Source organism: Neorhizobium galegae (assembly GCF_017877055.1).
Taxonomy (GTDB): Bacteria; Pseudomonadota; Alphaproteobacteria; order Rhizobiales; family Rhizobiaceae; genus Neorhizobium; species Neorhizobium galegae_D.
On the sequence record NZ_JAGIPG010000001.1, the window covers coordinates 1591702 to 1614318 of the forward strand.

At 58.0% G+C, this 22617-nt stretch carries 23 protein-coding genes; 14 read left to right on the forward strand and 9 right to left on the reverse strand.

Annotated features, from left to right (window positions below):
* The first annotated feature begins 55 nt into the window (after window positions 1-55).
* Together J2857_RS07370 and J2857_RS07375 are read left to right on the forward strand one after the other, a co-directional pair.
* A complete protein-coding gene (locus tag J2857_RS07370; RefSeq protein ID WP_245363041.1) occupies window positions 56-1645 on the forward strand; it encodes an ATP-dependent nuclease in 1590 nt (529 codons plus the stop codon).
* The gene (locus tag J2857_RS07375; RefSeq protein WP_210009426.1) at window positions 1632-2732 is read left to right on the forward strand and encodes a UvrD-helicase domain-containing protein; all 1101 of its coding nucleotides are present in this window, start codon (window positions 1632-1634) and stop codon (window positions 2730-2732) included. The genes J2857_RS07370 and J2857_RS07375 overlap by 14 nt, the downstream gene beginning before the upstream one ends.
* 350 nt (window positions 2733-3082) lie before the next feature.
* On the opposite strand, the gene J2857_RS07380 is transcribed toward J2857_RS07375, so the two are convergent.
* From J2857_RS07380 to J2857_RS07395, 4 genes are all read right to left on the reverse strand, one after another.
* On the reverse strand, window positions 3083-3997 hold the full coding sequence (locus tag J2857_RS07380; protein ID WP_306870377.1) for a nucleotide-binding protein: 915 nt from the start codon (window positions 3995-3997) through the stop codon (window positions 3083-3085).
* 223 nt (window positions 3998-4220) lie between these two features.
* Window positions 4221-4583, reverse strand: a complete 363-nt coding sequence (locus tag J2857_RS07385) for a hypothetical protein (RefSeq protein ID WP_210009427.1) — start codon at window positions 4581-4583, stop codon at window positions 4221-4223.
* A 243-nt stretch (window positions 4584-4826) separates the two neighbouring features.
* Complete coding sequence (locus J2857_RS07390; RefSeq protein WP_210009428.1) at window positions 4827-5639, reverse strand: metallophosphoesterase; 813 nt, start codon at window positions 5637-5639, stop codon at window positions 4827-4829.
* Between the two features lie 80 nt (window positions 5640-5719).
* Entirely contained in the window at window positions 5720-7720 is a 2001-nt protein-coding gene (locus J2857_RS07395; protein ID WP_245363042.1) for an AAA family ATPase, read from the reverse strand.
* A gap of 460 nt (window positions 7721-8180) precedes the next feature.
* Between J2857_RS07395 and J2857_RS07400 the strand changes: the two genes are divergently transcribed.
* Window positions 8181-8714 carry a helix-turn-helix domain-containing protein gene (locus tag J2857_RS07400; protein ID WP_210009429.1) on the forward strand — a complete coding sequence of 178 codons (534 nt, stop codon included), beginning with the start codon at window positions 8181-8183 and terminating at the stop codon, window positions 8712-8714.
* A 216-nt stretch (window positions 8715-8930) separates the two neighbouring features.
* Here J2857_RS07400 and J2857_RS07405 read toward each other — a convergent pair whose 3' ends face one another.
* Window positions 8931-10079 (reverse strand): HPP family protein, encoded by a 1149-nt coding sequence (locus tag J2857_RS07405; RefSeq protein ID WP_210010073.1) that lies wholly within the window; start codon window positions 10077-10079, stop codon window positions 8931-8933.
* 106 nt (window positions 10080-10185) lie between these two features.
* Window positions 10186-10815, reverse strand: a complete 630-nt coding sequence (locus J2857_RS07410; RefSeq protein ID WP_210009430.1) for a MarC family protein — start codon at window positions 10813-10815, stop codon at window positions 10186-10188.
* Between the two features lie 227 nt (window positions 10816-11042).
* On the opposite strand from J2857_RS07410, the gene gyrA reads away from it, so the two are divergent.
* Window positions 11043-13859 carry a DNA gyrase subunit A gene (gene gyrA / locus J2857_RS07415; protein WP_210009432.1) on the forward strand — a complete coding sequence of 939 codons (2817 nt, stop codon included), beginning with the start codon at window positions 11043-11045 and terminating at the stop codon, window positions 13857-13859.
* Between the two features lie 119 nt (window positions 13860-13978).
* On the opposite strand, the gene J2857_RS07420 is transcribed toward gyrA, so the two are convergent.
* Both J2857_RS07420 and J2857_RS07425 read right to left on the reverse strand, forming a co-directional pair.
* On the reverse strand, window positions 13979-14116 hold the full coding sequence (locus J2857_RS07420) for a hypothetical protein (RefSeq protein WP_210010112.1): 138 nt from the start codon (window positions 14114-14116) through the stop codon (window positions 13979-13981).
* A gap of 35 nt (window positions 14117-14151) precedes the next feature.
* A complete protein-coding gene (locus J2857_RS07425) occupies window positions 14152-14307 on the reverse strand; it encodes a hypothetical protein (RefSeq protein ID WP_210010113.1) in 156 nt (51 codons plus the stop codon).
* Window positions 14308-14426: 119 nt separating this feature from the next.
* Between J2857_RS07425 and J2857_RS07430 the strand changes: the two genes are divergently transcribed.
* The 6 genes from J2857_RS07430 (at window position 14427) to tgt (ending at window position 18693) form a co-directional block, all read left to right on the forward strand.
* Entirely contained in the window at window positions 14427-14639 is a 213-nt protein-coding gene (locus tag J2857_RS07430) for a hypothetical protein (RefSeq protein WP_210009434.1), read from the forward strand.
* A 103-nt stretch (window positions 14640-14742) separates the two neighbouring features.
* Window positions 14743-15237: a pantetheine-phosphate adenylyltransferase gene (coaD, locus tag J2857_RS07435; RefSeq protein ID WP_210009436.1), complete on the forward strand. Its 495-nt coding sequence runs from the start codon at window positions 14743-14745 to the stop codon at window positions 15235-15237.
* A gap of 26 nt (window positions 15238-15263) precedes the next feature.
* On the forward strand, window positions 15264-15836 hold the full coding sequence (locus J2857_RS07440; protein WP_210009438.1) for a peptidylprolyl isomerase: 573 nt from the start codon (window positions 15264-15266) through the stop codon (window positions 15834-15836).
* Window positions 15837-15905: 69 nt separating this feature from the next.
* Window positions 15906-16415: a peptidylprolyl isomerase gene (locus J2857_RS07445; RefSeq protein WP_210009440.1), complete on the forward strand. Its 510-nt coding sequence runs from the start codon at window positions 15906-15908 to the stop codon at window positions 16413-16415.
* Between the two features lie 65 nt (window positions 16416-16480).
* Window positions 16481-17566, forward strand: a complete 1086-nt coding sequence (queA, locus tag J2857_RS07450) for a tRNA preQ1(34) S-adenosylmethionine ribosyltransferase-isomerase QueA (protein ID WP_210009441.1) — start codon at window positions 16481-16483, stop codon at window positions 17564-17566.
* Window positions 17563-18693, forward strand: coding sequence for a tRNA guanosine(34) transglycosylase Tgt (gene tgt, locus J2857_RS07455; RefSeq protein WP_210009443.1), 1131 nt, complete (start codon window positions 17563-17565; stop codon window positions 18691-18693). Before queA ends, tgt begins: the two co-directional genes overlap by 4 nt.
* A 9-nt stretch (window positions 18694-18702) precedes the next feature.
* On the opposite strand, the gene J2857_RS07460 is transcribed toward tgt, so the two are convergent.
* Window positions 18703-19128: a DUF4864 domain-containing protein gene (locus tag J2857_RS07460; protein ID WP_210009445.1), complete on the reverse strand. Its 426-nt coding sequence runs from the start codon at window positions 19126-19128 to the stop codon at window positions 18703-18705.
* Window positions 19129-19412: 284 nt separating this feature from the next.
* On the opposite strand from J2857_RS07460, the gene J2857_RS07465 reads away from it, so the two are divergent.
* From J2857_RS07465 to J2857_RS07480, 4 genes are all read left to right on the forward strand, one after another.
* Complete coding sequence (locus J2857_RS07465) at window positions 19413-20576, forward strand: MFS transporter (RefSeq protein ID WP_210009446.1); 1164 nt, start codon at window positions 19413-19415, stop codon at window positions 20574-20576.
* Window positions 20577-20672: 96 nt separating this feature from the next.
* Complete coding sequence (locus tag J2857_RS07470) at window positions 20673-21290, forward strand: J domain-containing protein (protein WP_210009447.1); 618 nt, start codon at window positions 20673-20675, stop codon at window positions 21288-21290.
* A 76-nt stretch (window positions 21291-21366) separates the two neighbouring features.
* Window positions 21367-21846, forward strand: a complete 480-nt coding sequence (locus tag J2857_RS07475) for a GNAT family N-acetyltransferase (RefSeq protein ID WP_210009448.1) — start codon at window positions 21367-21369, stop codon at window positions 21844-21846.
* 310 nt (window positions 21847-22156) lie between these two features.
* Window positions 22157-22465: a hypothetical protein gene (locus J2857_RS07480; protein ID WP_037087039.1), complete on the forward strand. Its 309-nt coding sequence runs from the start codon at window positions 22157-22159 to the stop codon at window positions 22463-22465.
* Window positions 22466-22617: the final 152 nt, after the last annotated feature.

Genomic DNA, 22617 nt, shown 5'->3' on the forward strand with positions numbered 1-22617 from the left:
CCGCCTCAGCCGTAGAAGTAGTATCGGGCGTGCACGAGGAGCGAATCAATCCAAGATGTCGATAGAGCGAGTGATCATCAGCAATTACCGAGCGCTGAAGGCAACCGAAGTAGTATTTGACGCCGAAGTCAACGTAGTCGTTGGCAACAACGAGGCCGGGAAATCTACCTTATTGGAAGCTATAAATCTTGCGTTGAAATGCCAGCTTAATCGCAGGAATGCGCAGTACGAACTGCACCCTTTTTTGATCAACGCCGAAGCCATCGCGGATTTCGTCGCCGCACATAAATCTGGAAAGCCTACTGCGCCGCCCAAGGCGACCATAGAGGTGTTCTTTCGAATGGCCGACGAGGTCGCGGACCTGGTAGGGTCGATGAACAGCCGCAAAGCTGACGCGCCAGGTATTACGCTTACGATCAAGCTTGATGAGAATTTCCTGCCGGAGTATCGCGCATTTGTCAGCGATACAGACGTCTTGAACAGTATTCCAATCGAACTTTACGAAATCGAATGGATGGCGTTTTCTGGTGAGCCACTGACACCCCAAAAAATCCAGCTCAAGTCGGTTCTGGTCGATCCGAGTAACTCGCCGAATGCTTACGCCGCAAATAAATACGTTTTGGACATCGTGCGTGATTATTTGACGAAGTCCCAGGCGGGCGAGTTGTCCCTGGCATATAGAACGATGCGAGATCGCTTCCAGGAAGACACACGCATCACGGCTTTGAATGAAGACCTCAAGGGGAAGCAGGGGGTCGTTTCCAGCAAGGTCCTATCGGTCGCGATGGACACGACAACCCGCTCAAGCTGGGAAACCGGCATCATGCCGCACTTGGATGACATTCCGTTTCCGCTAGTGGGAAAAGGCGAGCAAAACTCGGTAAAGATAAAGCTTGCCATTGAAGCGGCCGAGAAATGCGGCGTGATCTTGATCGAAGAGCCGGAAAATCACCTTTCTCACACGAACCTTGGCAAGCTTGTCAGCCATCTTGCCGAGCGCTGCAAAGGGCGGCAACTCATCATCAGCACGCACAGCAGTTTCGTGTTGAACAGATTGGGCATTGACCATGTCCTTATGTTCAATGGTCGGACGGCAATCACTCTCAATCATCTCGACCCGAAGACCAAGGCCTATTTCCAGCGGCTGCCGGGGCACGATACTTTGCGATTGATTCTGGCAAAGCGCTCCATTCTGGTTGAAGGTCCGTCGGACGACCTGATCGTTCAGATAGGATATCGGCAGCGCTATGGAAAGTTGCCCTTGGAAGACGGGGTGGAGGTCATTTCGGTTGGCACCTCATTCAGCCGGTTCCTGGAGATCGCCCAACATCTAAAGCTGGACGTGGATGTCGTGCGCGATAACGACGGTGACGCCGCCGGGAAGAAGGCAGCATTCGCGAAATTCGAAAACGAAGACACGATTCATATCAACATTGACGACGACGATACGGCTCGAACCTTGGAGCCTCAACTTATCAAGGCGAACGGTCTCCCGAAGATGAATCAAATGCTCGGTATCGAGTTCCCGGACACTGACCTGCTGTTAGAATATTGCACGAACAACAAAACCGAGGCAGCGTTGCTGCTTTATGAGCGGGCGAAGGACCTCAACATCCCGAAATACATTGCGAATGCCATTAGATAACAAGATCATCCTGGCGTCCGCCGGAAGCGGTAAAACCTACGGATTGGTACAGGAAGCCAGTGCGGAAGACGCTTGCCGGAACGCTCTCGTAACGTACACAATCAGGGGGAAGGATGAGCTTGCCGGGAAAGCCTACGAACTTTTTGGTGCGATCCCGCCACACCTAACCGTTGGCACCTGGTACTCCTTCGTATTGAAGCATTTCGTTCGGCCCTATCAAAACCACTTGTTTGATCCGTGGGTCTCGCACATCCGTTTCGAGCGCATCCCGCTTGCCCTTCGAAAAATCCCCAAATCTAAGACTGGTCCATTCTATTTCGGAAAGGGCACGGGCATTTGGCAGGACCGCGTGACAGATTTTGCCTGCCGGATCATAGAAAAAACTAACGGACTGCCCATCAAACGCCTCGAAGCGATCTTCCAACGGATATATTTTGATGAGGCTCAGGACCTGTCTGGTTGGGACCTTGAGCTGATCGAACATTTGCTTCGGTCGAAAATCAAAATCACATTGGTCGGCGATCATCGTCAGGCGACCTTCAAGACCAACGACAACCCCAAAAACAAAAAGTTCGCTGGCAAGGACATTATCGGGATGTTCGAGCAGTGGGATCGAAAGAGGCTGGCATCGATTGAACATCAGACCCATTCCCGCCGGTGCAATCAGGCAATCTGCGACTTCGCCGACACTATTTTTCCAGACTGCCGCAAAACCAGGTCGCTGCAAGAGGTTCAAACCCCGCACGATGGTCTCTTCCTTGTTCGACTGTCAGACCTCCAGAACTATGTTGATACGTTTGGGCCGCAGCCGCTGCGATACGACCGCAGGCGCATCGTTGAATTCGGCAATCCAATCAATTTTGGTGAGTCAAAGGGAATGACTTTCGACCGCACGCTGGTGTTTCCGCATGGACCCTACTTGAAGTTTCTGGGGTCCGGAAACCTCGCGGATGCCGGAAAGGAACTTGCAAGGATTTATGTTTCACTGACCAGAGCCAGATACAGCGTTGGCTTCGTCGTCCCCGACAACTTTCGGTCAAGCCTGCTACCGTTCTTTGAACCGATCATCGTGAAAGAGGCAGTTTGAATGGTTGCGCCAACCCACAATTATGACCTGTGCGTTGTAACTTTCACTAGGGCCGCTCATCGCTGCCGGTGGAGAGAGCGAAACCTGGGTCGACTACCTTTCAGTATCACGACAGGAACTGGACCATGATGCAGATGTTCTAGAGAGCCTTGCTCAACACAAGGTCATAATCGACCGAGGTTTAGGAAACCTTGAGCACAGCTATGTCGGGGGCTGCGAATTTTGCGACGGTCATGCTGGCTGGGACAAGCGATGACTAAGATAAACGCTGGCAGATGGCCACCGCCGCGTTTAATCCAGTATTGGCAAGTCAGGCCTGCTTGGGAACGAAGCTAGACAACTTAACAAAATTAAAGAGAAACCTTCTCCCACTCGATTTTGAAACCGCTCGCTTGCATTTCCTTGGCAAGCTTTACACGCCAGGCACCATGATCGTCGAGGCGCTCCCAAACGAGCCCAACCACGTCTGATGGGATGTCCACCATATCTTTCATCAACGCGACGACGTTTTCGCGTCCGAGTGCCCCGATGAAGAATCCCCACTCTAAAATCACATTCTGACGTGCTCGGGGTTTAGCCTCTTCTCCGCTTAATCCACCGAAATCGTCTGGGGTGAGTAGCACTACCGCAAAATTCACGTTGCTGTGCTCGATAAACTTTTCAATGACAGTCCGGCCTTTATTCGTCTGCTCATGCAAAATGATAGCCTCGAAGCCCAACCGCTCTATGAACCGAGCAACAGCTTCCTTCGGTGCCTCATCCCTCCCATGGACGATGAACACCTTGCTCGGCACGAGCTTTTCGCCAGTCGAGGCATCAGACACTTTGCGGCTCTCCAAGAATAATCCTAACGCTTCGGTAGTGTTCTCGCTACGGGCGTCAGCTTCAGCGATGAAAGGGGCGGCCTCCTTGTAGTCCGACAATATCTGACCACGATACTGCTCGATGGCTCGCTGAAAATCTTGCCTCTCTCGCAATGTAACGTTGGGGATCGCGATGGTGGGACGGAAGCGCTTGTCCTCTTCGATAGCGCGATCAACTACGGCGTCCCAAAGATTTACTCCATCCGCCGTTCTCTCATCAGGATTTTGAAGTGCGAATTTCGCCAGAGAGTTTGCGCGGTCCATCAGGCCGCTGCCTTTTCCCGCATTTTCATCAGGCAGCCCGAACTCTATCAGTAGCCTTTCGAACCCCGAGTGACCAAGACTTTTCAAAATCTGTACAGCGGCAAGAAGTGTTTTACGCGGGTATTGCGAACCTGACACCGTTTCACTCTCCAGTGTTTCGGCGCAATCGTACAGCGACCTCAGTAGCTTGCAAGTGCAACCTTTTCGCTCCGCTTTGACCCTGCCGGTGGTTAGACATTCGTGAGTACCCTTAAACACAATCGGTCACATCACCAGAAGCGAACGTCCAGCGGCTGCAGGTCTTTTCTATCAAATGCGCGAGGATTTCGTAGAACTGTAGACGAGACCGGGAGAGGACAGGTCAAGATCGGATGGTGATCGCCATTTCTGTGATCACGCCGCAAAAGCTGAGAAACCCGCACACAAAGAGAAATCCCCAGAACAGAGTTGCGCTCATCGAAAAACTTAGTTTCGATGTGTCCTCGCGTGACTCCGACGGTAGGATACTATTGATATCTGGGCGGAATTTTTGGCCGAGCGTATCAACAAAACGCCACCAGCAAACGTACAGGGGATAAGCAGCAAAAGCCATGACGATAAGTTTCGCTAAGGGCAGCAGAAAAAGAAGCGCTGGCTGGTACGACGAAGGGTCCATGATTTCTATCGGTGATGAGGTCGGAAGATCGTAAGCGAGGTTGACGGCGATGCGTGATCGCTCGATCATTTCCTTAGTGCGTATGAGTTTAGAAATACCTTATTCCGCTATTTCCTTGCCGGACGGTGACGTCGTTTTGACTTCGAGTAGCAAAGACTTTTATGGGAGGACCGAAACCACGCAGGTTGCAAAAGAACTGCGAGCGCATTTCCTTTCGCTTGGCGGCAACTTCACCACAATGTCCGACGCGAGCTTCTGCGAATTCGCGTCCATCCTGATAGCCCGCCGCGATCACCTTGTTCGGCCGGTGGGTCACAGTTCGATGAAGAAATTGGAGCGAAATCCTGAGTAGTCGCGTTCTTGTTGATAGCCAACGGGATTGCAGACGATCCGCGTTTTGTCGAACATGTAGTCCCTGAATTTGTGAATATGACCATGAATCCAGAGAGATGGCCGCCGCCTCTCGATCAGATCGCTCAAATCGCTAGCGAACGCCGCATTCGTGATGTCGCCGAAAAACCTTGGATCGGAACTTTGCATAAGCGGTGCGTGATGCGTCAGCACAATCGTCCGCCCGTTAAAAGGCTTTCCTAACTCCTCGTCGATGAATGCACGGCTGGCACGATGGCGATCAAAGATTTCCTTGACCGTTACCATACCATTCTCGCCTGCTTGCCGCTCATCTGACCGAAAGATGCAGGAAAAATCCATCATTCTCGATGGGACGAGCCCAAAGGCTTTTGCTCTTCGTTCTTCGGGCGGAACGTGCTCGTCTTCGCCGACCGACACGCAAAAGTCGGTCCATAAGGTTGCGCCGATGAAACGGCAATCGTTGAAAATGAGATTTTGGTTTTCGAGGAGGTGAACCCGCTTTCCCTCGATAAGACGACGCGCTCGTTCGAGAGCAAAATCGATCCCACTGCCATAGTAGTCGTGGTTGCCCAAGATTAGGACCACTGGCATCCGAGGCTCGATGACGCGCAGCAAGAATGAGATGCTGTCATCAATCGCACCCGCGACGTCTCCAACGCAAACGCAGAGATCGGCGTCGGGAATTGCGAGGCGGTCACCTTTTAGGTCACGCAATCTCGAATGATGGATATCACTTATGATCCAAGCACGCATACTTTTCCTCGACTTATAGCACGCGATTGGGGGCCGCGCGGGACTACGCTGCGTGCCTTCGATCTAGTTTTCGACACGGGCTAATGGGACCGGTGACTTCGACGATCCGTTGTTTTCGTCTTGGTCGCCCCTGGCCAGTAGGGCTCCAATTGGAGCGCATCTAGCCGTTTGTGCTTCACGAGGGCGTCGGCGAGCTTCAAGAGACAAGGTTTGAGCCGATCCAGCATGTCTCGCGCTCTTTGGTACTGCTCTTGGAGAATATCCGAGACTTCATCTCGCAATGGCAGGTCTTCCCAGAGCTTCGAAGCGGCGGTGATATCGATGGAGTTCGGAAGGAAATATAGGGAACTTCCAAACCCGTATTCTGTGACCATCTCGATTGCTGTCGTTGTCGCCTTGGCGAAATCGCTTTCCCGACTTCCGCTTGACCAGTTCGACCGGTGTCCGAAAATCAGGTCTTCTGCCGCTGCACCCGCCAAGTCAGCTGTTATCATTTTCATCGCGTCCCATCGGGTGAGATAGTGGCGCGGTGGAAGCTCGGCTTTGGTCGTTCCATTCGAGTCCGTGATTGTGGCGAAGTGCTTGACGTTGTCATAGACTTCAACGTGTTCGATTTTTCCTAGAGAGAATGCGTGGGCGATAAGGGCGTGTCCCGCCTCGTGGATCGCCACGCGGTAGAGCGTCGGCGCATCGAGCGGTGCGGGCACCACCACCTTTGATCTGACATCAGCAATGTTGACATCACGCATCTCTAACCGGGCAGTGCGCTTCGCTTCGCGTGCTAGCATTTCGAGATCGGCCCCACTCTTGCCAGGCAATCGCGCCGCAATTTCCTTGAGAGCATTGTCATTGGCGAGGCTTGGAAGATGAAACCCAAGGATTTCTCCCCTCGCGGTCGCGTCCGGCAAAGGGAAATGGACATGTTTTTCCAGCCGACCGCTTCGCAAGACGGCGGGATCGATTTTTTGTGGGAAATTGCACGCGCCGAGAACGATAACTCCTTCGCGGCCTTCGGCACCGTCGAGGCACTCTAGGAATGCGTTGACGACCGTAGTCGAGTACGTGTCATGGCGTGAAGGGAATTTCGCGCGATCTCCAATGGCGTCAATTTCATCAAGAAAAAGCAGGCAGGGCGCGTTCTCCTTCGCAGCTGCAAATGCTTTATACATCGCCGCGAGCATGTCGCCCAAATCCCCATCCTTGTAGGATTGCCACTTGGGTACGGACGTAGCTTCCAGGTGCAAACCGCATTCGGCGGCGAGCGCGGCTGCGAAACGAGTCTTACCTGTTCCACTTGGTCCGTAGAGCAGGCAACCTCTATCGATATCCGACCACGGCAATTTTCCTTGCCGCCAATCTGCCAGGTCACGTTTCAACTCTAGCGCCCAGGTACTCGCTTTTCCAAAGCCTTTAGTGACATCCAGATTTTTAGGAGCTTGTGATCGGTCGAGCTGGGTTGCCGCTAGCCTGAGCGCTGCGCGGCTCGCGGGTTGGTCACGGCGAAAAATAGCTTCCATTCGATCTGAAGGCTGAAGGGCGATGACCGCCGCCTGATCGTCGGTGAGGGGACCGCACTTCCTGAATTTGCTCAATGCTCTGAGATGTCGAGGATCGCAGATGTTAAGTTTGTCGAAGACGGTTGCGGCAAGCTCGAAATCCTCATGAACAACCGTGCCTTCTTGCGTGAAGATGATGAGCTTCTTGCCTGTCTCAAGCAATTCTTCCGGATCGATTTCCCATCCACGCTTATGTTTCGACGTCGGATGAAGGCAAATCTTCAAGCCGTCCTGGCCTTTAAGAATGATCCTTGCAGCTTCATCGACGTCGCCGAGCTTCCATTGTGGTGGAACGACAATGATCGCGACGCAGGACGGTTCAGATAAGCGGCCGATGTTTCTGCGAAAAAGCGCGACAAGAGCGCAGTAGGCGAGAAAGTCGGGCGCAGACTTCAACGCAATCGCTGGGCCGTTGCGGTTAGTTTTCCTGAATTCGCTGGTGCGCAACTCCTTCAGGTGCTCTGATACTTCTTGAAGTTTCGAGATATAGCGGTCGAGATTATCAGCGAGAGCTTTGTCCATCATTGCACCCGCCGTCAGCCGATTAGACCATCGAAGGCATACCACCGGCTGATGGACCTAGCGATTTTGCGCTTTCCATCGAAGTAGAACAGCTCGCTGGTTACGCCTGGCCCATCCTTGATTTGCGGGTGTCCCGACATCTCACCAATAAGACAAGGAACAGATCGTTGGGCGAGCATGCAATTTCGAATATTCACGACCTCCTCAGGCACAGCGAAACCGCCAGGAGACGCTAGGCATTCAAGGTCAGTCAAAAGCGACCGCAGTCGTGGGATAATCACGCTGGCGGGAGTTCCAAGCCATCTGTCCATTACACGTCACCCTGATTCGTTTTTGCTAAATCCGACAAGCAGCAAGAAGCCTGATTCGTGACTCAAATGCAAAGAAAAATGACGCAAATAGCCCATAAGTGACGCACAGCGAATAATGTTGACATTTCCTTGGTAGAGCGTTTTTTCGGGCTATGAATCCGGTAATTCCGCTACTGCGAGCCGCACGACTTTTGATTGGATGGAGCCAAGCGGATGTCGCATTAGCTCTCGATATAAAGCCGAAGACAATCCAGCTGATTGAGCGCGGAAAATACAAGCTACTACCCCGCGAAGCTTGGATACTGAAAGCACACTACCAGAAGGCACTGGTTGAGTTTACCGAGGCCACTCCTCATCACGGCGCTGGCGTCCGCTGGAGCGTGCCTGGCATCAAGATGGAAGACGAGACACTTGACCACTTTGGCGGCCGCATTGTCAGATCGGCTCGGGGACTGGTTGATCTTAGCCAACGTCAGCTTGCAGAAATAGCGAAGATCGATCCGAGTTTTATCGCTCGCCTTGAGACCAATAGATATGGCGCTTTGAACGAGGCAACGCTCAAAAAATTGGAAGTAGGATTACGATCCGTGAATGTTGAGATGACAGCTGAAACGTCGTTGGTCGGCGCTGGCGTTAGATGGATTACAGCTCCGCCGGAAGCCGCGTCCATATATAAAGATGAGTGACGTGGATTTTCGCGAAACTAAAAATGTAAACTAACACGCCGATAAAGGGCGATTTCAGAGGATTTGTTTACAGACGCGACAATGCCGAAAATAAATCATTTATAACCGGCTGATTCTACGATACTCTCTCTCTCAGTTTACATATGTGTTCCGTCTTACCATTTTGATCGGTCGATCGGCACCGATTTCTGAAACGGCAGCTGCCTGAATGATTGCTCAGGCGGCCGCCTTGTCGGCGAGCATTGCGACCAGCACGTCCGATTGCGAGAGAATGCCGACCAATTTGTTGTTCTCCCGGGCGACCGGCAGGTAGTGCAGTCCTTCTTCGGCGAAGATAACGATCGCGTCTGCGATCGGCGTGTCCGGGGCAACGGTTTTGACCGGCGTCGTCATGATATCCTTGACCGTATCGTTCGGCGCGCTGGCGCCCGACAGAACGAGGCGCACACGTTGCGCAAAACCGATTTTCGGCCGGCCTCTCGTCCAGTTCGCCTTGTCGAGAAAATCGGTCTGGGTGACGATGCCGACCACTTCCGCCCTGTCGTTGGTGACCGGCAGAGCCTTGAAATGGTGGACGCGCATCAGGTCGTGCGCCTCCTTCAGGGTATTGTCGGGTGCGACCGCCACCACATCGCGCGACATGATGCTGGCGCAATCGAGGTGGCCTGCGCGCCGGCGATAAGATCGTAGTTCCGTCCGCCGCAGGATCGTTTCGAGGTCGTCGCGGTCGATGTCCAGGAACTCGTCGTATTCTTTTAGGACATCGTCGAGGTCGGCGGAGGTGAAGCCGATGCGCTGGATCGAGGCGGGATCGGTCGTGCCGTGATCGGCCGTCGCCGGCTTGGCGGCGTGCGGGTATCGACGTCCCGTCAGATTGTTGAAGGCCAGCGCGATCAACAGCAGGGCCAGCGAGTTACCGGCGACGGGCCAGATGACGAAACCGTATCCGAGTTCGTGAATAGCCGGCCCGCCGAGCACGGCGGTGAGCGCGATCGCGCCGCTCGGGGGATGCAGGCACCGAAGCGTCATCATCGCGGCGATGGCAATACCGATTGCCACCGCTGAGGCCAGGAATGGGTCGGTTATTAAAAGGGCGGTAGTCACTCCGACCAGGGCTGCAACGATATTGCCGCCCAGGATCGACCAGGGCTGGGCAAGCGGGCTGGAAGGCACCGCAAACAGCAGCACCGCCGACGCTCCCATCGGGGCGACCAGTGCCGGAAGCGCTGCATCCGCTTTCAAAACCAGGCTTCCCAGCAATCCCGTCACCAGAATTCCGGCGAGTGCGCCAAACGCTGCACGCAGTCTTTCCCTGGGGCTGACGGGAGTGGCTTCCGGCAGGAGCCGGCGCAACAGGCGGCGCATCATGGAGACCTTTGAGTGAGGTGAGATGAATCGCGTTTTAGCAGAAAATTCCGTTCTGTCGCGCCGGTCTTAGCTAACGCTGCGTCCTACCCGAAGAGTGCGGGGCTTAAAGATTAAAGGCCGAGCGGACCCCATCGACGACGAACTGCACGGAGAGCGCCGCGAGGATGACGCCGAGCAGGCGGGTGAGGATCGCCCTTCCGGTGACGCCGAGGAAACGGTCGAGCCGCTCGGCGACCAAAAGCGTCGCATAGACGACCAGCATGATCAGCGCGATGACGCCGATGAGGAGCGCGCGGTCGACTACGCCCGGCAGGGTGCCGGAGAGCAGGACGGTGGCCGAGATTGCGCCCGGTCCGGCAATCAGCGGCAGCGCCAGCGGAAAGACCGCGATGTTGTGGATATGGTCGATGGTGATCGCTGCCTGAGATGTCTTCTCCTTTCGCTCCTGGCGTTTCTCGAACACCATTTCGAAGGAGATCCAGAAAAGCAGCAGGCCGCCGGCAATGCGGAAGGCGCCGATCGATATCCCGAGCAGTCCCAGCACGCTCGACCCGAACAGCGCGAAGACGGCGAGGATGCCGAAGGCGATCAGCGATCCTCGGAAGGCGACCTGGCGGCGCTGGAGGGCGGTCATGCCGACGGTCAGGCCGAGAAAGACCGGCGCGAGCCCCGGCGGGTCGAGTGTCACGAGCATCGTGGTCAGGGCATTGACCAGCATATCGGGGGTCGCCATATCCTCTCCCTGTCGGGCTGCAATCCTTGCAGTCGCATGCGAAGATTGTTAGGACAGGCCGGCAGCGAAAGAAAGCCCACCCCATCCGCGTCGCGGCATGTTTCGACCGTGTTCAAAAGCCGTGTTAAAGCCGCAAAAGCTGTTCAAAACCATTGTGGAAATTGGCGCTCGGAACCGCTTTCCGCTATAAAAAAGAAACTGATTCCGAACAGAGATCGTGATCCGATTTGACTGAGCAAAGCACACCCGGCGGCGGAAAGCTGCCTCCAGGCATCGAACCCATTTCCATCATGGAAGAGATGCAGCGGTCCTACCTCGATTACGCCATGAGCGTCATCGTCAGCCGCGCCCTTCCTGACGTCCGCGACGGACTGAAGCCGGTCCACCGGCGCATCCTCTACGGCATGTCGGAACTCGGCATCGACTGGAACAAGAAATACGTCAAATGCGCCCGTGTCACCGGGGACGTGATGGGTAAGTTCCATCCGCACGGCAACTCGGCCATCTATGACGCGCTGGCGCGCATGGCGCAGGACTGGTCGCTCCGCCTGCCGCTGATCGATGGCCAGGGCAATTTCGGTTCGATCGACGGCGATCCGCCGGCGGCCGAGCGTTACACCGAGTGCCGCCTCGAGAAAGCGGCCCACGCCCTGCTCGACGACCTCGACAAGGAAACCGTCGATTTCCGCGACAACTATGACGGCACGCTCTCCGAGCCCGTCGTGGTGCCGGCGAAATTTCCGAACCTTCTGGTCAACGGCGCAGGCGGCATCGCCGTCGGCATGGCGACCAACATCCCGCCGCACAATCTGGTGGAAGTGATCAACGGCTGCATCGCCCTGATCGACAACCCGGCGATCGAGCTGCCGGAAATGATGGAGATCATTCCTGGTCCGGATTTTCCGACAGGCGCCCTGATCCTCGGTCGAGCCGGTATCCGTTCCGCCTACGAGACCGGCCGCGGCTCGGTGATCATGCGCGGCGTCGCAGCGATCGAGCCGATGCGCGGCGATCGCGAGCAGATCATCATCACCGAAGTTCCCTTCCAGGTGAACAAGGCGACCATGGTCGAGAAGATCGGCGAGCTGGTGCGTGAAAAGCGCATCGAAGGCATTTCCGACCTGCGCGACGAATCCGACCGCCAGGGATACCGTGTCGTCGTCGAGCTGAAGCGCGATGCCAATGCGGACGTGATCCTCAACCAGCTCTATCGCTACACGCCGCTGCAGACCTCCTTCGGCTGCAACATGGTGGCGCTGAACGGCGGCAAGCCGGAACAGCTCGCGCTGCTCGACATGCTGCGCGCCTTCGTGTCCTTCCGCGAGGAAGTGGTTAGCCGGCGTACGAAGTACCTGCTGCGCAAGGCTCGCGAACGCGCCCATGTCTTGGTCGGCTTGGCGATCGCGGTCGCCAATATCGACGAGATCATCCTCCTGATCCGTCGCGCGCCCGATCCGCAGACGGCCCGCGAACAGTTGATGACCCGTCGTTGGCCGGCTCAGGACGTTGATGCGCTGATCCGCCTGATCGACGATCCGCGTCACCGTATCAACGAGGACGGCACCTACAATCTGTCCGAGGAACAGGCCCGCGCCATCCTCGAACTGCGTCTCGCCCGCCTGACGGCACTGGGCCGCGACGAAATCGCCGACGAACTGAACAAGATCGGCGCCGAAATCAGCGATTATCTCGACATCCTGTCGTCGCGCCTGCGCATCCAGACGATCGTCAAGGACGAGCTCGCTGCCGTGCGCGACGAATTCGGTACGCCGCGCCGCACGCAGATCCTCGATGCCGGCCTCGAAATGGACGACGAGGATCTGATCGCCCGCGAGGACATGGTCGTCACCGTTTCGCATCTTGGGTACATCAAGCGCGTCACGCTCGGCACCTATCGCGCCCAGCGTCGCGGCGGCAAGGGCCGCTCCGGCATGGCGACGCGCGACGAGGATTTCGTCACGCGCCTGTTCGTGGCCAATACCCACACGCCGGTGCTGTTCTTCTCCTCGCGCGGCATCGTCTACAAGGAAAAGGTCTGGCGCCTGCCGATCGGCACGCCGCAGTCCCGCGGCAAGGCGCTGATCAATATGCTGCCGCTGGAGCCCGGCGAACGCATCACCACGATCATGCCGCTGCCCGAGGACGAGACGACCTGGGAAAACCTGGACGTGATGTTCTCGACGACCCGCGGCACTGTTCGCCGCAACAAGCTGTCGGACTTCGTGCAGGTCAACCGCAACGGCAAGATTGCCATGAAGCTGGAGGAGGAGGGCGATGAAATCCTCTCCGTCGAGACCTGTACCGATCAGGACGACGTGCTGCTGACCACCGCGCTCGGTCAGGCGATCCGCTTCCCGGTCGATGAGGTTCGCGTCTTCGCAGGCCGCAATTCGATCGGCGTCCGCGGCATCACGCTTGGCGATGGCGACCGCCTGATCTCGATGACCATTCTGGGTCATGTCGATGCCGAGCCGTGGCAGCGCGCTGCCTATCTGAAGCGTTCGGCTGCCGAGCGTCGTGCCGAAGGTGTCGATGAAGAAGACATCGCACTGGTTGGCGAGGAAGTCACCGAGGAGGGACAGCTCTCCGACCAGGACTACGAAGAGCTGAAGGCTCGCGAACAGTTCGTGCTGACGGTCTCTGAAAAGGGCTTCGGCAAGCGGTCGTCTTCCTACGATTTCCGCACTTCAGGTCGCGGCGGCAAGGGCATCCGCGCCACCGACACGTCCAAGACCGCGGAGATCGGCGAACTGGTCGCCGCCTTCCCGATCGAGGACAACGACCAGATCATGCTCGTATCCGATGGCGGCGTGCTGATCCGCGTGCCGGTCAACGGCATCCGCATCGCCAGCCGCGCGACGAAGGGCGTCACGATCTTCTCGACGGCCAAGGACGAGAAGGTTGTTTCGGTCGAGCGCATCAGCGAGCCGGAAGGCGACGAGGAAAACGGCAATGATCTGCCGGAGGAAATCGTCAGCGAGACCGGTGATCTCGGAGCCGCGGCCCCGCAAGCCGGACCGACGGATGAGGGTGCGGCCGAATAGGCCGCACCCTCATCAAACGCTGGGCAAATAAAAAGCCGGAGGATGAAAATCCTCCGGCTTTTGCTTGAACCGCGTGCGACGGGAAGTCTGCGTGAGCGCGGTTCGCTACCGTCAAATGATCAGAATGCGCTGTGGCGGCGCGCGAAATCCCTGAAATCCTTCATGTCGGCGCGTTCGCGCCGAAGCTCGGAAATCGTCGAGGCCACGGAAGCCACGAACATGATGCTGATCAAGCCTGCAAGTACTGTCAACGTCACGAACATGGGGTTCCTTTCTCGTCCGTGTATCCGCCTCAGTAGTACGAGAGATCGCTATAACGGCCCGTTACCTGCGGATATTTCAGATCTGCCAATTGGGATTTATCTTGATAAAGGGTTACCGTTGCCGTCAGCATCACCGCAATCATGGCCGTCCAGACCAGGTTGATCATGGTGATCTTGTCCAGCATGATCGTTTTCCTTCTCGCGATCATCGCCATCTGTCCTTCTTGTTAGCCTGAACGCGCATCGCACAAACAGGTTCCACCGCATTTTGAGGGATACTTAACCGTGTCGCTCTGAAGCCTCCTTGAATGCTCTGTTCATCTGGCGTTCAGAATTCGAAGTCTTTCAGGCTTCTTCCGGCCCGAAGGCGACAATGAAGGCCTCCAGTGCAAAAGCGAGAACCACGGCTCCCAACACCATCAAAGCCAGCATTTTTGGTCGTTTCTCCCGAGATACGGGCGGGTCTTTCGCCCGCCACGATCGCCAGAAGACCACAGGCCCGCTGAAACGCCCTTGAACGGGCCATTCATCTTTCGTTCAGAATTGCGAGATGCTTGCGGTTGGGCGGCTTCCGTGACAAAAGGCGTCAAAATTTCGCTGAAACAGGCCCGGACCTCGGCATGACCACTGCTTTCTATCCCGGTTCTTTCGATCCGATGACCAATGGCCATCTGGACGTGCTCGTGCAGGCGCTGAACGTTGCCGACAAGGTCATCGTGGCGATCGGAATCCATCCCGGCAAGGCGCCGATGTTCTCCTTCGAGGAGAGGGCGGAGCTGATCCGCGCCTCGCTGAACGAAGTCCTGCCGGGACGTGCCGAGAGCCTATCGGTCGTTTCCTTCGACCGTCTGGTCGTCGATGCCGCCCGCGCGAACGGAGCAAAGCTCCTGATCCGGGGCCTGCGCGACGGCACCGATCTCGACTACGAAATGTCGATGGCCGGCATGAACCGGCAGATGGCGCCGGATATCCAGACCGTTTTCCTGCCGGCCGGCGTCGCAACCCGCCCCATTACCGGCACATTGGTCCGGCAGATCGCGGCGATGGGCGGCGATGTCAGCGCCTTCGTGCCTGCCGCGGTCCTCACGGCCCTGAACAACAAGCTGAAACGCTGATCGTTTCCAAACCCGGAGTTCTTTCCATGAAACTGCTTCGTCTTGCCGTTGCCGGCGCTTTCGCCCTCGCGTCGATGGTCCTGCCGGCTCTTGCCGCGCCGGATGATATCCTGACCATCCAGCTGAAGGATGGCCCGGTGGTGATCCAGCTGATGCCGGAAGTCGCGCCGAAACATGTGGCGCAGATAAAGGCGCTCGCCGCCAAGGGCGAATACGACAACGTCGTCTTCCACCGCGTCATCAACGGCTTCATGGCCCAGACCGGCGACGTGCAGTTTGGTAAGCAGGGGGGCAAGAGCTTCAACCCGGCCCGCGCCGGCATGGGCGGATCGGAAATGCCGAATATTCCGGCCGAATTCTCGAAAGTCCCGTTCGAGCGCGGCATCGTCGGCATGGCGCGGTCGCAGGATCCGAATTCCGCCAACTCGCAATTCTTCATCATGTTCACCAAATATCCGAGCCTGGACGGCCAGTACACCGTGGTCGGCAAGGTCGTGTCGGGCATGGAATTCGTCGACAAGATCAAGCGCGGCCAGGGCGGCAATGGCGAAGTCACCGATCCCGACAAGATGATCAAGATCACCGTCGGCAAGAAGTAAGCCGCAGGAATTAAACGAAGGGCGCCCCGTCGCGGACGACAATCGGGCGCCGTACCAAGGAGAAAGCATATGGCCGAGATCAAGGATCCGGAAAACACCCTCATCATGGAAACCACCAAGGGCAAGGTCGTCATCTCGCTTCTGCCGGATCTCGCGCCGGGCCATGTTGCCCGCATCAAGGAACTGGCCCGCGAGAACGCCTATGACGGCGTGGTTTTCCATCGCGTCATTCCCGATTTCATGGCGCAGACGGGCGACGTGAAGTTCGGCAAGCAGGGCTCCGAGAGTTTCAACCCGGCCCGTGCAGGCATGGGTGGCTCGGAAAAGCCGGATCTGAAGGCTGAATTCTCCGCCGTTCCGCATGTGCGCGGCACCTGCTCCATGGCCCGTTCGCAGAGCCCGAATTCGGCCAATTCGCAGTTCTTCATCTGCTTCACCGATGCCCCGTGGCTGAACAAACAGTACACCGTCTGGGGCCAGGTCATCGAAGGCATGGACTTCATCGACCAGATCAAGAAGGGCGAGCCGGTCAAGGATCCGGACTCGATCGTTTCCGTCCGCGTCGCCGCCGACGTCTGATTCCACTTAAACGAATGGCCCGCTCCGTCTGTCGGCGGGGCGGGTTTCTTATTTCTGGAAAAGCCATGCGCGTCGATCTCTTCGACTTCGATCTGCCGGAAGAAAACATCGCGCTGAGGCCGGCAAGCCCACGCGACAGCGCCCGGCTGCTCGTCGTCAGGCCGGGAAGCGAACCGGTGCTTGCCGATCACCGCATATCCGATCTGCCGGGTTTCTTAAAGCCAGGTGATGCGCTCGTCTTCAACGACACCAAGGTCATCCCCGCGCAGCTCGAAGGCATACGTCACCGCGAAGGGGCGGGCGGACAACAGGTGTCGGCGACGCTGCATATGCGCGTTGCCCCCGATCGCTGGAAGGCCTTTGCCAAGCCCGGGAAACGTATCAAGATCGGCGACCGCATCGAGTTCGGACACGGCGGCAATGCCTGCCTGATCGGTTCGCTTGCCGCAACCGTGGAGGAGAAAGGTGAGGGCGGCGAAGTCACTCTGCGCTTCGATCTTTCCGGCCCTGCGCTCGACGAGGCGATCATGGCAGTCGGGCACATCCCGCTGCCGCCCTATATCGCTGCCAAGCGCCCGGAAGACGCACGGGACCAGAAGGACTACCAGACCATCTACGCCCGCGAGGAGGGTGCCGTCGCGGCGCCAACCGCGGGCCTGCATTTCACGCCGGAGCTTTTCTCGAGCCTCGATGCTGCCGGCATCGAACGGCATTTCGTGACGCTGCATGTCGGGGCAGGGACCTTCCTGCCCGTCAAGGCGGACGACACGGCCGAACACAAGATGCATCAGGAAATCGGCCATGTGAGTGCCGAGACCGCCGCGCGGTTGAATGCCGTGAAGGCGAGGGGCGGTCGCATCGTCTGCGTAGGCACCACCTCTTTGCGCCTGATCGAGAGCGCTGCTACCGATGACGGCACGGTAAAACCCTGGAGCGGCGCGACGGGCATCTTCATCACGCCAGGTTATCGCTTCAAGGCGGTCGATATGCTGATGACCAATTTCCATTTGCCGAGGTCGACACTGTTCATGCTCGTTTCGGCCTTCTGTGGTCTGGAGACGATGCGGGCGGCCTATGCCCATGCGATCGAAACCGGCTACCGCTTCTATTCCTATGGCGATTCCAGCCTTCTTCTCCGGGACGACCGATGACCGAGACTTTCCAGTTCAACCTCAAGGCCACCGATGGCGGCGCGCGGCTCGGCGAGATCACCATGCCGCGCGGCACGATCCGCACGCCAGCCTTCATGCCGGTCGGTACCGTTGGCACCGTCAAGGCCATGTATCTCGACCAGGTGCGCGATACCGGCGCCGATATCATTCTCGGCAATACCTATCACCTGATGCTGCGGCCGGGCGCCGAGCGCGTGGCAAGGCTCGGCGGCCTGCATGAGCTGATCCGCTGGAAACATCCGATCCTCACCGATAGCGGCGGTTTCCAGGTCATGTCTTTGTCGGGACTGAGGAAGCTCGACGAGAAGGGTGTCACCTTCAAGAGCCATGTGGATGGCAGCCTTCACCACATGTCGCCGGAGCGCTCGATCGAGATCCAGGGCCTGCTCGGCTCCGACATCCAGATGCAGCTCGACGAATGCGTGGCGCTGCCCGCCGAACCCAAGGAGATCGAGCGGGCGATGGAGCTGTCGCTGCGCTGGGCCGAGCGCTGCCGTGTTGCCTTCGGCGACCAGCCGGGCAAGGCGATGTTCGGCATCGTCCAGGGCGGCGACCAGCCCGAGCTTCGCATCCGCTCAGCGGAAGGCCTGAAACAGCTCGATCTGAAGGGTTATGCGGTCGGTGGGCTTGCCGTCGGCGAGCCGCAGGACGTCATGCTGAAAATGCTCGAAACGACGCTTCCGGTCCTGCCGTTCGAAAGGCCGCGTTACCTGATGGGGGTCGGCACGCCGGACGACATGCTGAAATCTGTGGCGCGCGGCATCGACATGTTCGATTGCGTCATGCCGACCCGTTCGGGCCGCCATGGGCTCGCCTTCACCCGCCGCGGCAAGGTCAATATCCGCAACGCCCGCCATGCGGAGGACATGCGGCCCCTGGACGAGGAATCGAACTGCCCCGCCGCCCGAGACTATTCCCGAGCCTACCTGCACCACCTCGTGCGTGCCGACGAAGCGCTCGGCGGCATGCTGCTGTCCTGGAACAACCTGAACTACTATCAGGACCTGATGAAGGGCATCCGCCAGTCGATCGCCGAAGGCCGCTTTGCCGACTTCTACGCCGAAACCCAGGAAATGTGGGCGAAGGGCGATATCGATCCCGTCTGATTAAAGCTGTCAGATGCCTTGGCTGGCGGTGTTGCGGATCATCCTGACACCGTTGACCTTGTAGGACCCGTCGTCCATCAGCCGCATCTCGTAGATTGCCGTCCAGTCCTTGCCTTCCCTGGCGCTGATCATCACTTCCTGCAGCACCACTTCGCCGCCGCCGATCATCTTCGAGCGGCCGAAGGCATAGTTGCCGGCGTGATAGACGGGCTCGTAGGTTTTCCGCACCATATCCAGGAACCGGTCCTTGTTGGGATAGAGGCTGCGGATCCCGGGCGAGGCGAAGGAATAGGCCTTTTCCGCGTCATCGTCCATGAGCGCGGCAATCTGCCCGGAAATCACCGCCTGGGCATTGGCGACCGGATCCTCGGCTTTGACGGAGGCAAAGGAACAGAGAACGAAACACAGAACGACTGCAACATATCGAACCAGCATCGGGCTTTCTCCAAGGGCGGGCACCACAAGGCTAGCGCCTTCGGGCGCAAGGAGAAGATGGTGCCTGCGAGTTTTTCGCGCAACGCCTTTCTTTAAGGCAGACGAATCCGAATGATTACAGAATGATGACGCGTTGAAGCGCCCGCTGCCGTTATCCGCACATTTTCGTGATATTCCGCCCATCGGTGGCGCAAGGCAGGGTCCCGTTATCGCGGCTTGTCGGTATCGGCCGACGCTGTCAGGAATGCGACGGGAATTTTGATTCGCCCGGACATGCAATTTCGATGAAAAACCTTTTACCGCCGGCCCTGCTTTATTTCAGCAATGCCATCCTGTTCATTTCGCTGTTCACGCGGTTGCCGGCTATCCAGGCGTCGCTCGGAATCGACAAGGCCGCCCTCGGTCTGGCGCTGCTGAGCGCCCCTGTCGGTACCTTTCTCGCATTGCCGCTTGCCGGACGCATCAACGACCGCCTTACCCCGCGGCTGACGGCACTCGTCACCCTGCCGATCTGCGCCATGCTCACGCCCGCGCTGACCGTCTTTCCCGTCGTGGGATTTGTGATCTGTTTCTTTCTCTTCGGTTTCTTCCGCACCATTTTCGACGTGGCTGCCAACATGATCTCTGCCGGCATAGAAAAGCGCACCGGGCGGAAGGTGCTGTCGCGCAGCCATGGTTTCTGGTCGGTCGGCCTGCTGGCCGGCTCCCTGTGTTCCGGCTTCCTGGCCGAGAAGGCGGTGACGCCCTTCGTGCAGCAGACCATGGCCGCCGGCTTCGTCGTCGTGGCGTGCCTGCTGGTGTTCTGGATCATGCCCGGGGAGGCGTCTGCGGAGACGCAGCTCGACCGCAAGCGCGGGGCGTATGTGCTCCCGGACAGGATGATCGTGCTGATCTGCGTCATGGTTTTCGGCCTCTGCATCGTCGAGGGCGCGGTCTACGACTGGGGTATCTTTTTTCTGCGTGAACAGGTGAAGGCCGATCCGGCGATTGCCGGCGTGCTTTATGCCGCCTTCACCATCGGCATGGGGCTGACGCGGCTTTCCGGCGACATGCTGCGGGACAGTTTCGGGTCCATGGTGCTGGTGCGTGCCTCGGCCGCCTCCGTCGCTCTTGGAATTGTCCTTCTCGTGACGACGCCGAGCCTGACGCTTTCCGGCTTGGCGCTTTTCCTGATCGGCTGCGGCGTGGCGCTCGCTTACCCGCTCGCGGTCTCGACGACGATCGAGCTTGGCAGGGGCCAGCCGTCGGAAAACCTCGCGGCGCTGGGTCTGACGCTGATGTTGTCGACGATCGGCGTACCGCCGCTGCTCGGCTTCATTGCCGAACATGTCGATCTCGTCGCGACCTTCCTGGTGCTGTTGCCTTGCGTCCTGGTCAGCTTCCTGATGGCGCCCGTCGCCGAGGGCCGCCGCCCGTCATGGCCGCGCCCGCGCCGCCAGCCGGCTTGACTGTTCTGTGGGAAAATCCGGCAAGGGTGTGGCCTGCCCATAATTGGCCACAAGAGTCGGTGAGGGGTTGAGACCGCTGGCCTTAGCCGTTAGACAATGAAACCGGATTTGCCGAAAACAGGTGACACTGTGATCGACCCTTATGAGATGCTTGGTGTTTCGCGCGAGGCGGATGGCGTAGCCATCAAGTCAGCCTATCGCAAACGCGCGAAAACGGCTCATCCGGATGCCGGCGGCGACGTCGATACATTCGGGAAATTGACCGTGTCCTATGAACTGCTCTCCGATCCGGTGCGCCGAAAAGTCTACGACGACACGGGCTACGACCCTGAACTCGCCGACACGAAGGACCTGCAGGGGCTGGTGATTCTCGAAACGCTGGTCAATGATATCATCCTCGACGAGCGCGAGCCGGGAAGTTTCGATCCGGTCGCCGCCATGCGTCGCAAGCTGACCGACAAGATCGTCAATGCCCGCTTCCATATCCTGGAGATGGAGCGCCACCGCGCCCGCATCCGCAACCACATCGACCGTATCGGCCGCAAGCCCGAGACGGACGTGCTGGGCCGCATGCTGAAATCCAGGTGTGAAGCGATCAACGACGCGATTGGCAAGGCCGAGACCGAGATCGAGAATATCGAGCAGGCCTACGGCATGCTGGACGGGTACTCCTACGAGGTCGAGGTGATCGAGATCAAGACGGCGGCCGAGTGAGCGTCACAATCCGGCTCTTGACACCGAAGTCTGCTTCAAGACATAGCTTCAGCCCATTCAATTCACAGGGTTTTCGATGGCATTGACCATACGTGAGGCCGTCCGCGAGGATGCCGCGACGCTGCTCGGTTTCATCCGCGAGCTGGCGATCTACGAAAAGGCAGAGCATGAGGTCGCGGCCACCGTCGAGACGATCGAAAGCTCCATTTTCGGCGAGGGGTCCGTGACCAGGGCACTGGTCTGCGAGCAGGACGGGATACCTGTCGGCATGGCGATCTGGTTCTTCAGCTATTCGACCTGGCAGGCGAGAAACGGGCTTTACCTCGAAGACCTGTATGTGACGCCGGCGGCGCGCGGGCTCGGCGCCGGCAAGGCGATGCTGAAGCGGCTGGCGCAGATCGCCGTCGAGAACGGTTGCGGCCGGTTCGAATGGAGCGTGCTCGACTGGAACGAACCGGCGATCCGGGTTTACAAGGCGATCGGCGCCGAACCGATGAACGAATGGATCCGTTATCGGCTTTCAGGCGAGACGCTGAAAAGCTTTGCCGAGGGCTGATAGGGCAGGCGAGGTTGACTGAGGAATGTGATTTGCCATGGATCATGGCGTTCGCCCAACTCTGCCGGGGCCACCGGCGGCACGTTGCGGAGCTTTCCGTCGCCGTGATCAACAGCGTTACTCGCATGGGATGGAATTTCCCGGGTACGACAGGCCCCGGTAGGGCCGTTTACTAGCGCTGGCACTCGTCCAGCGCCGGGATAGCTCTCAATAAAAATGGTCTTCTCGAGACTGATTGCGAAATCTTCCATTCTCGCTGGAGGAGAGCGTACCTATCTAATTCCCTCACGTCAGACCGCAGGAGATTTAAATGACTGCCGAATTCGGCCCGTACATACAGATGCGCAAGCTCGCTCAGCAGATGGCCATCCAGTATCAGAAGGACAGCGACCTCGACCTGGTGCCTCTTCTTGCTCATTTCATGGATGAGGTCGAAGTGAATGTCGCTTCCGATCGCTTCGATCATTCGGGGTTCATGGAAAAGATCCGCGCGCCCCTGACGGTTGATGCTGAGGTGACATTAGACCAGCGCCGCAAGGAATTCCTAAAGGCCGTCGCGGACGCGCTACAGGAGCGCATCCAAAACGAAGCGGAAGCCGCCACCCTTCCAGCGTCATAAGCCGCTGCCTCTCGGTTTCTTCCGGCTCGATCAGGCCGCTGGCCGCCGGAGTTCATCCGAAGATCGCCAGCGAGCGCCTGGGGCCACTCGGCGATTGGCATCACGCTGGACCTTTATTCGCATGTGATGCCGGGCATGCAGGCGAATGCGGC

Coding starts and splice junctions, on each gene's coding strand:
- J2857_RS07370 (WP_245363041.1), top strand. CDS start 56: ATGTCGATAGAGCGAGTGATCATCAGCAATTACCGAGCGCTGAAGGCA.
- J2857_RS07375 (WP_210009426.1), top strand. CDS start 1,632: ATGCCATTAGATAACAAGATCATCCTGGCGTCCGCCGGAAGCGGTAAA.
- J2857_RS07385 (WP_210009427.1), bottom strand. CDS start 4,583: ATGATCGAGCGATCACGCATCGCCGTCAACCTCGCTTACGATCTTCCG.
- J2857_RS07390 (WP_210009428.1), bottom strand. CDS start 5,639: ATGCGTGCTTGGATCATAAGTGATATCCATCATTCGAGATTGCGTGAC.
- J2857_RS07395 (WP_245363042.1), bottom strand. CDS start 7,720: ATGATGGACAAAGCTCTCGCTGATAATCTCGACCGCTATATCTCGAAA.
- J2857_RS07400 (WP_210009429.1), top strand. CDS start 8,181: ATGAATCCGGTAATTCCGCTACTGCGAGCCGCACGACTTTTGATTGGA.
- J2857_RS07405 (WP_210010073.1), bottom strand. CDS start 10,079: ATGCGCCGCCTGTTGCGCCGGCTCCTGCCGGAAGCCACTCCCGTCAGC.
- J2857_RS07410 (WP_210009430.1), bottom strand. CDS start 10,815: ATGGCGACCCCCGATATGCTGGTCAATGCCCTGACCACGATGCTCGTG.
- J2857_RS07425 (WP_210010113.1), bottom strand. CDS start 14,307: ATGCTGGACAAGATCACCATGATCAACCTGGTCTGGACGGCCATGATT.
- coaD (WP_210009436.1), top strand. CDS start 14,743: ATGACCACTGCTTTCTATCCCGGTTCTTTCGATCCGATGACCAATGGC.
- J2857_RS07440 (WP_210009438.1), top strand. CDS start 15,264: ATGAAACTGCTTCGTCTTGCCGTTGCCGGCGCTTTCGCCCTCGCGTCG.
- J2857_RS07445 (WP_210009440.1), top strand. CDS start 15,906: ATGGCCGAGATCAAGGATCCGGAAAACACCCTCATCATGGAAACCACC.
- queA (WP_210009441.1), top strand. CDS start 16,481: ATGCGCGTCGATCTCTTCGACTTCGATCTGCCGGAAGAAAACATCGCG.
- tgt (WP_210009443.1), top strand. CDS start 17,563: ATGACCGAGACTTTCCAGTTCAACCTCAAGGCCACCGATGGCGGCGCG.
- J2857_RS07460 (WP_210009445.1), bottom strand. CDS start 19,128: ATGCTGGTTCGATATGTTGCAGTCGTTCTGTGTTTCGTTCTCTGTTCC.
- J2857_RS07465 (WP_210009446.1), top strand. CDS start 19,413: ATGAAAAACCTTTTACCGCCGGCCCTGCTTTATTTCAGCAATGCCATC.
- J2857_RS07470 (WP_210009447.1), top strand. CDS start 20,673: ATGAAACCGGATTTGCCGAAAACAGGTGACACTGTGATCGACCCTTAT.
- J2857_RS07475 (WP_210009448.1), top strand. CDS start 21,367: ATGGCATTGACCATACGTGAGGCCGTCCGCGAGGATGCCGCGACGCTG.
- J2857_RS07480 (WP_037087039.1), top strand. CDS start 22,157: ATGACTGCCGAATTCGGCCCGTACATACAGATGCGCAAGCTCGCTCAG.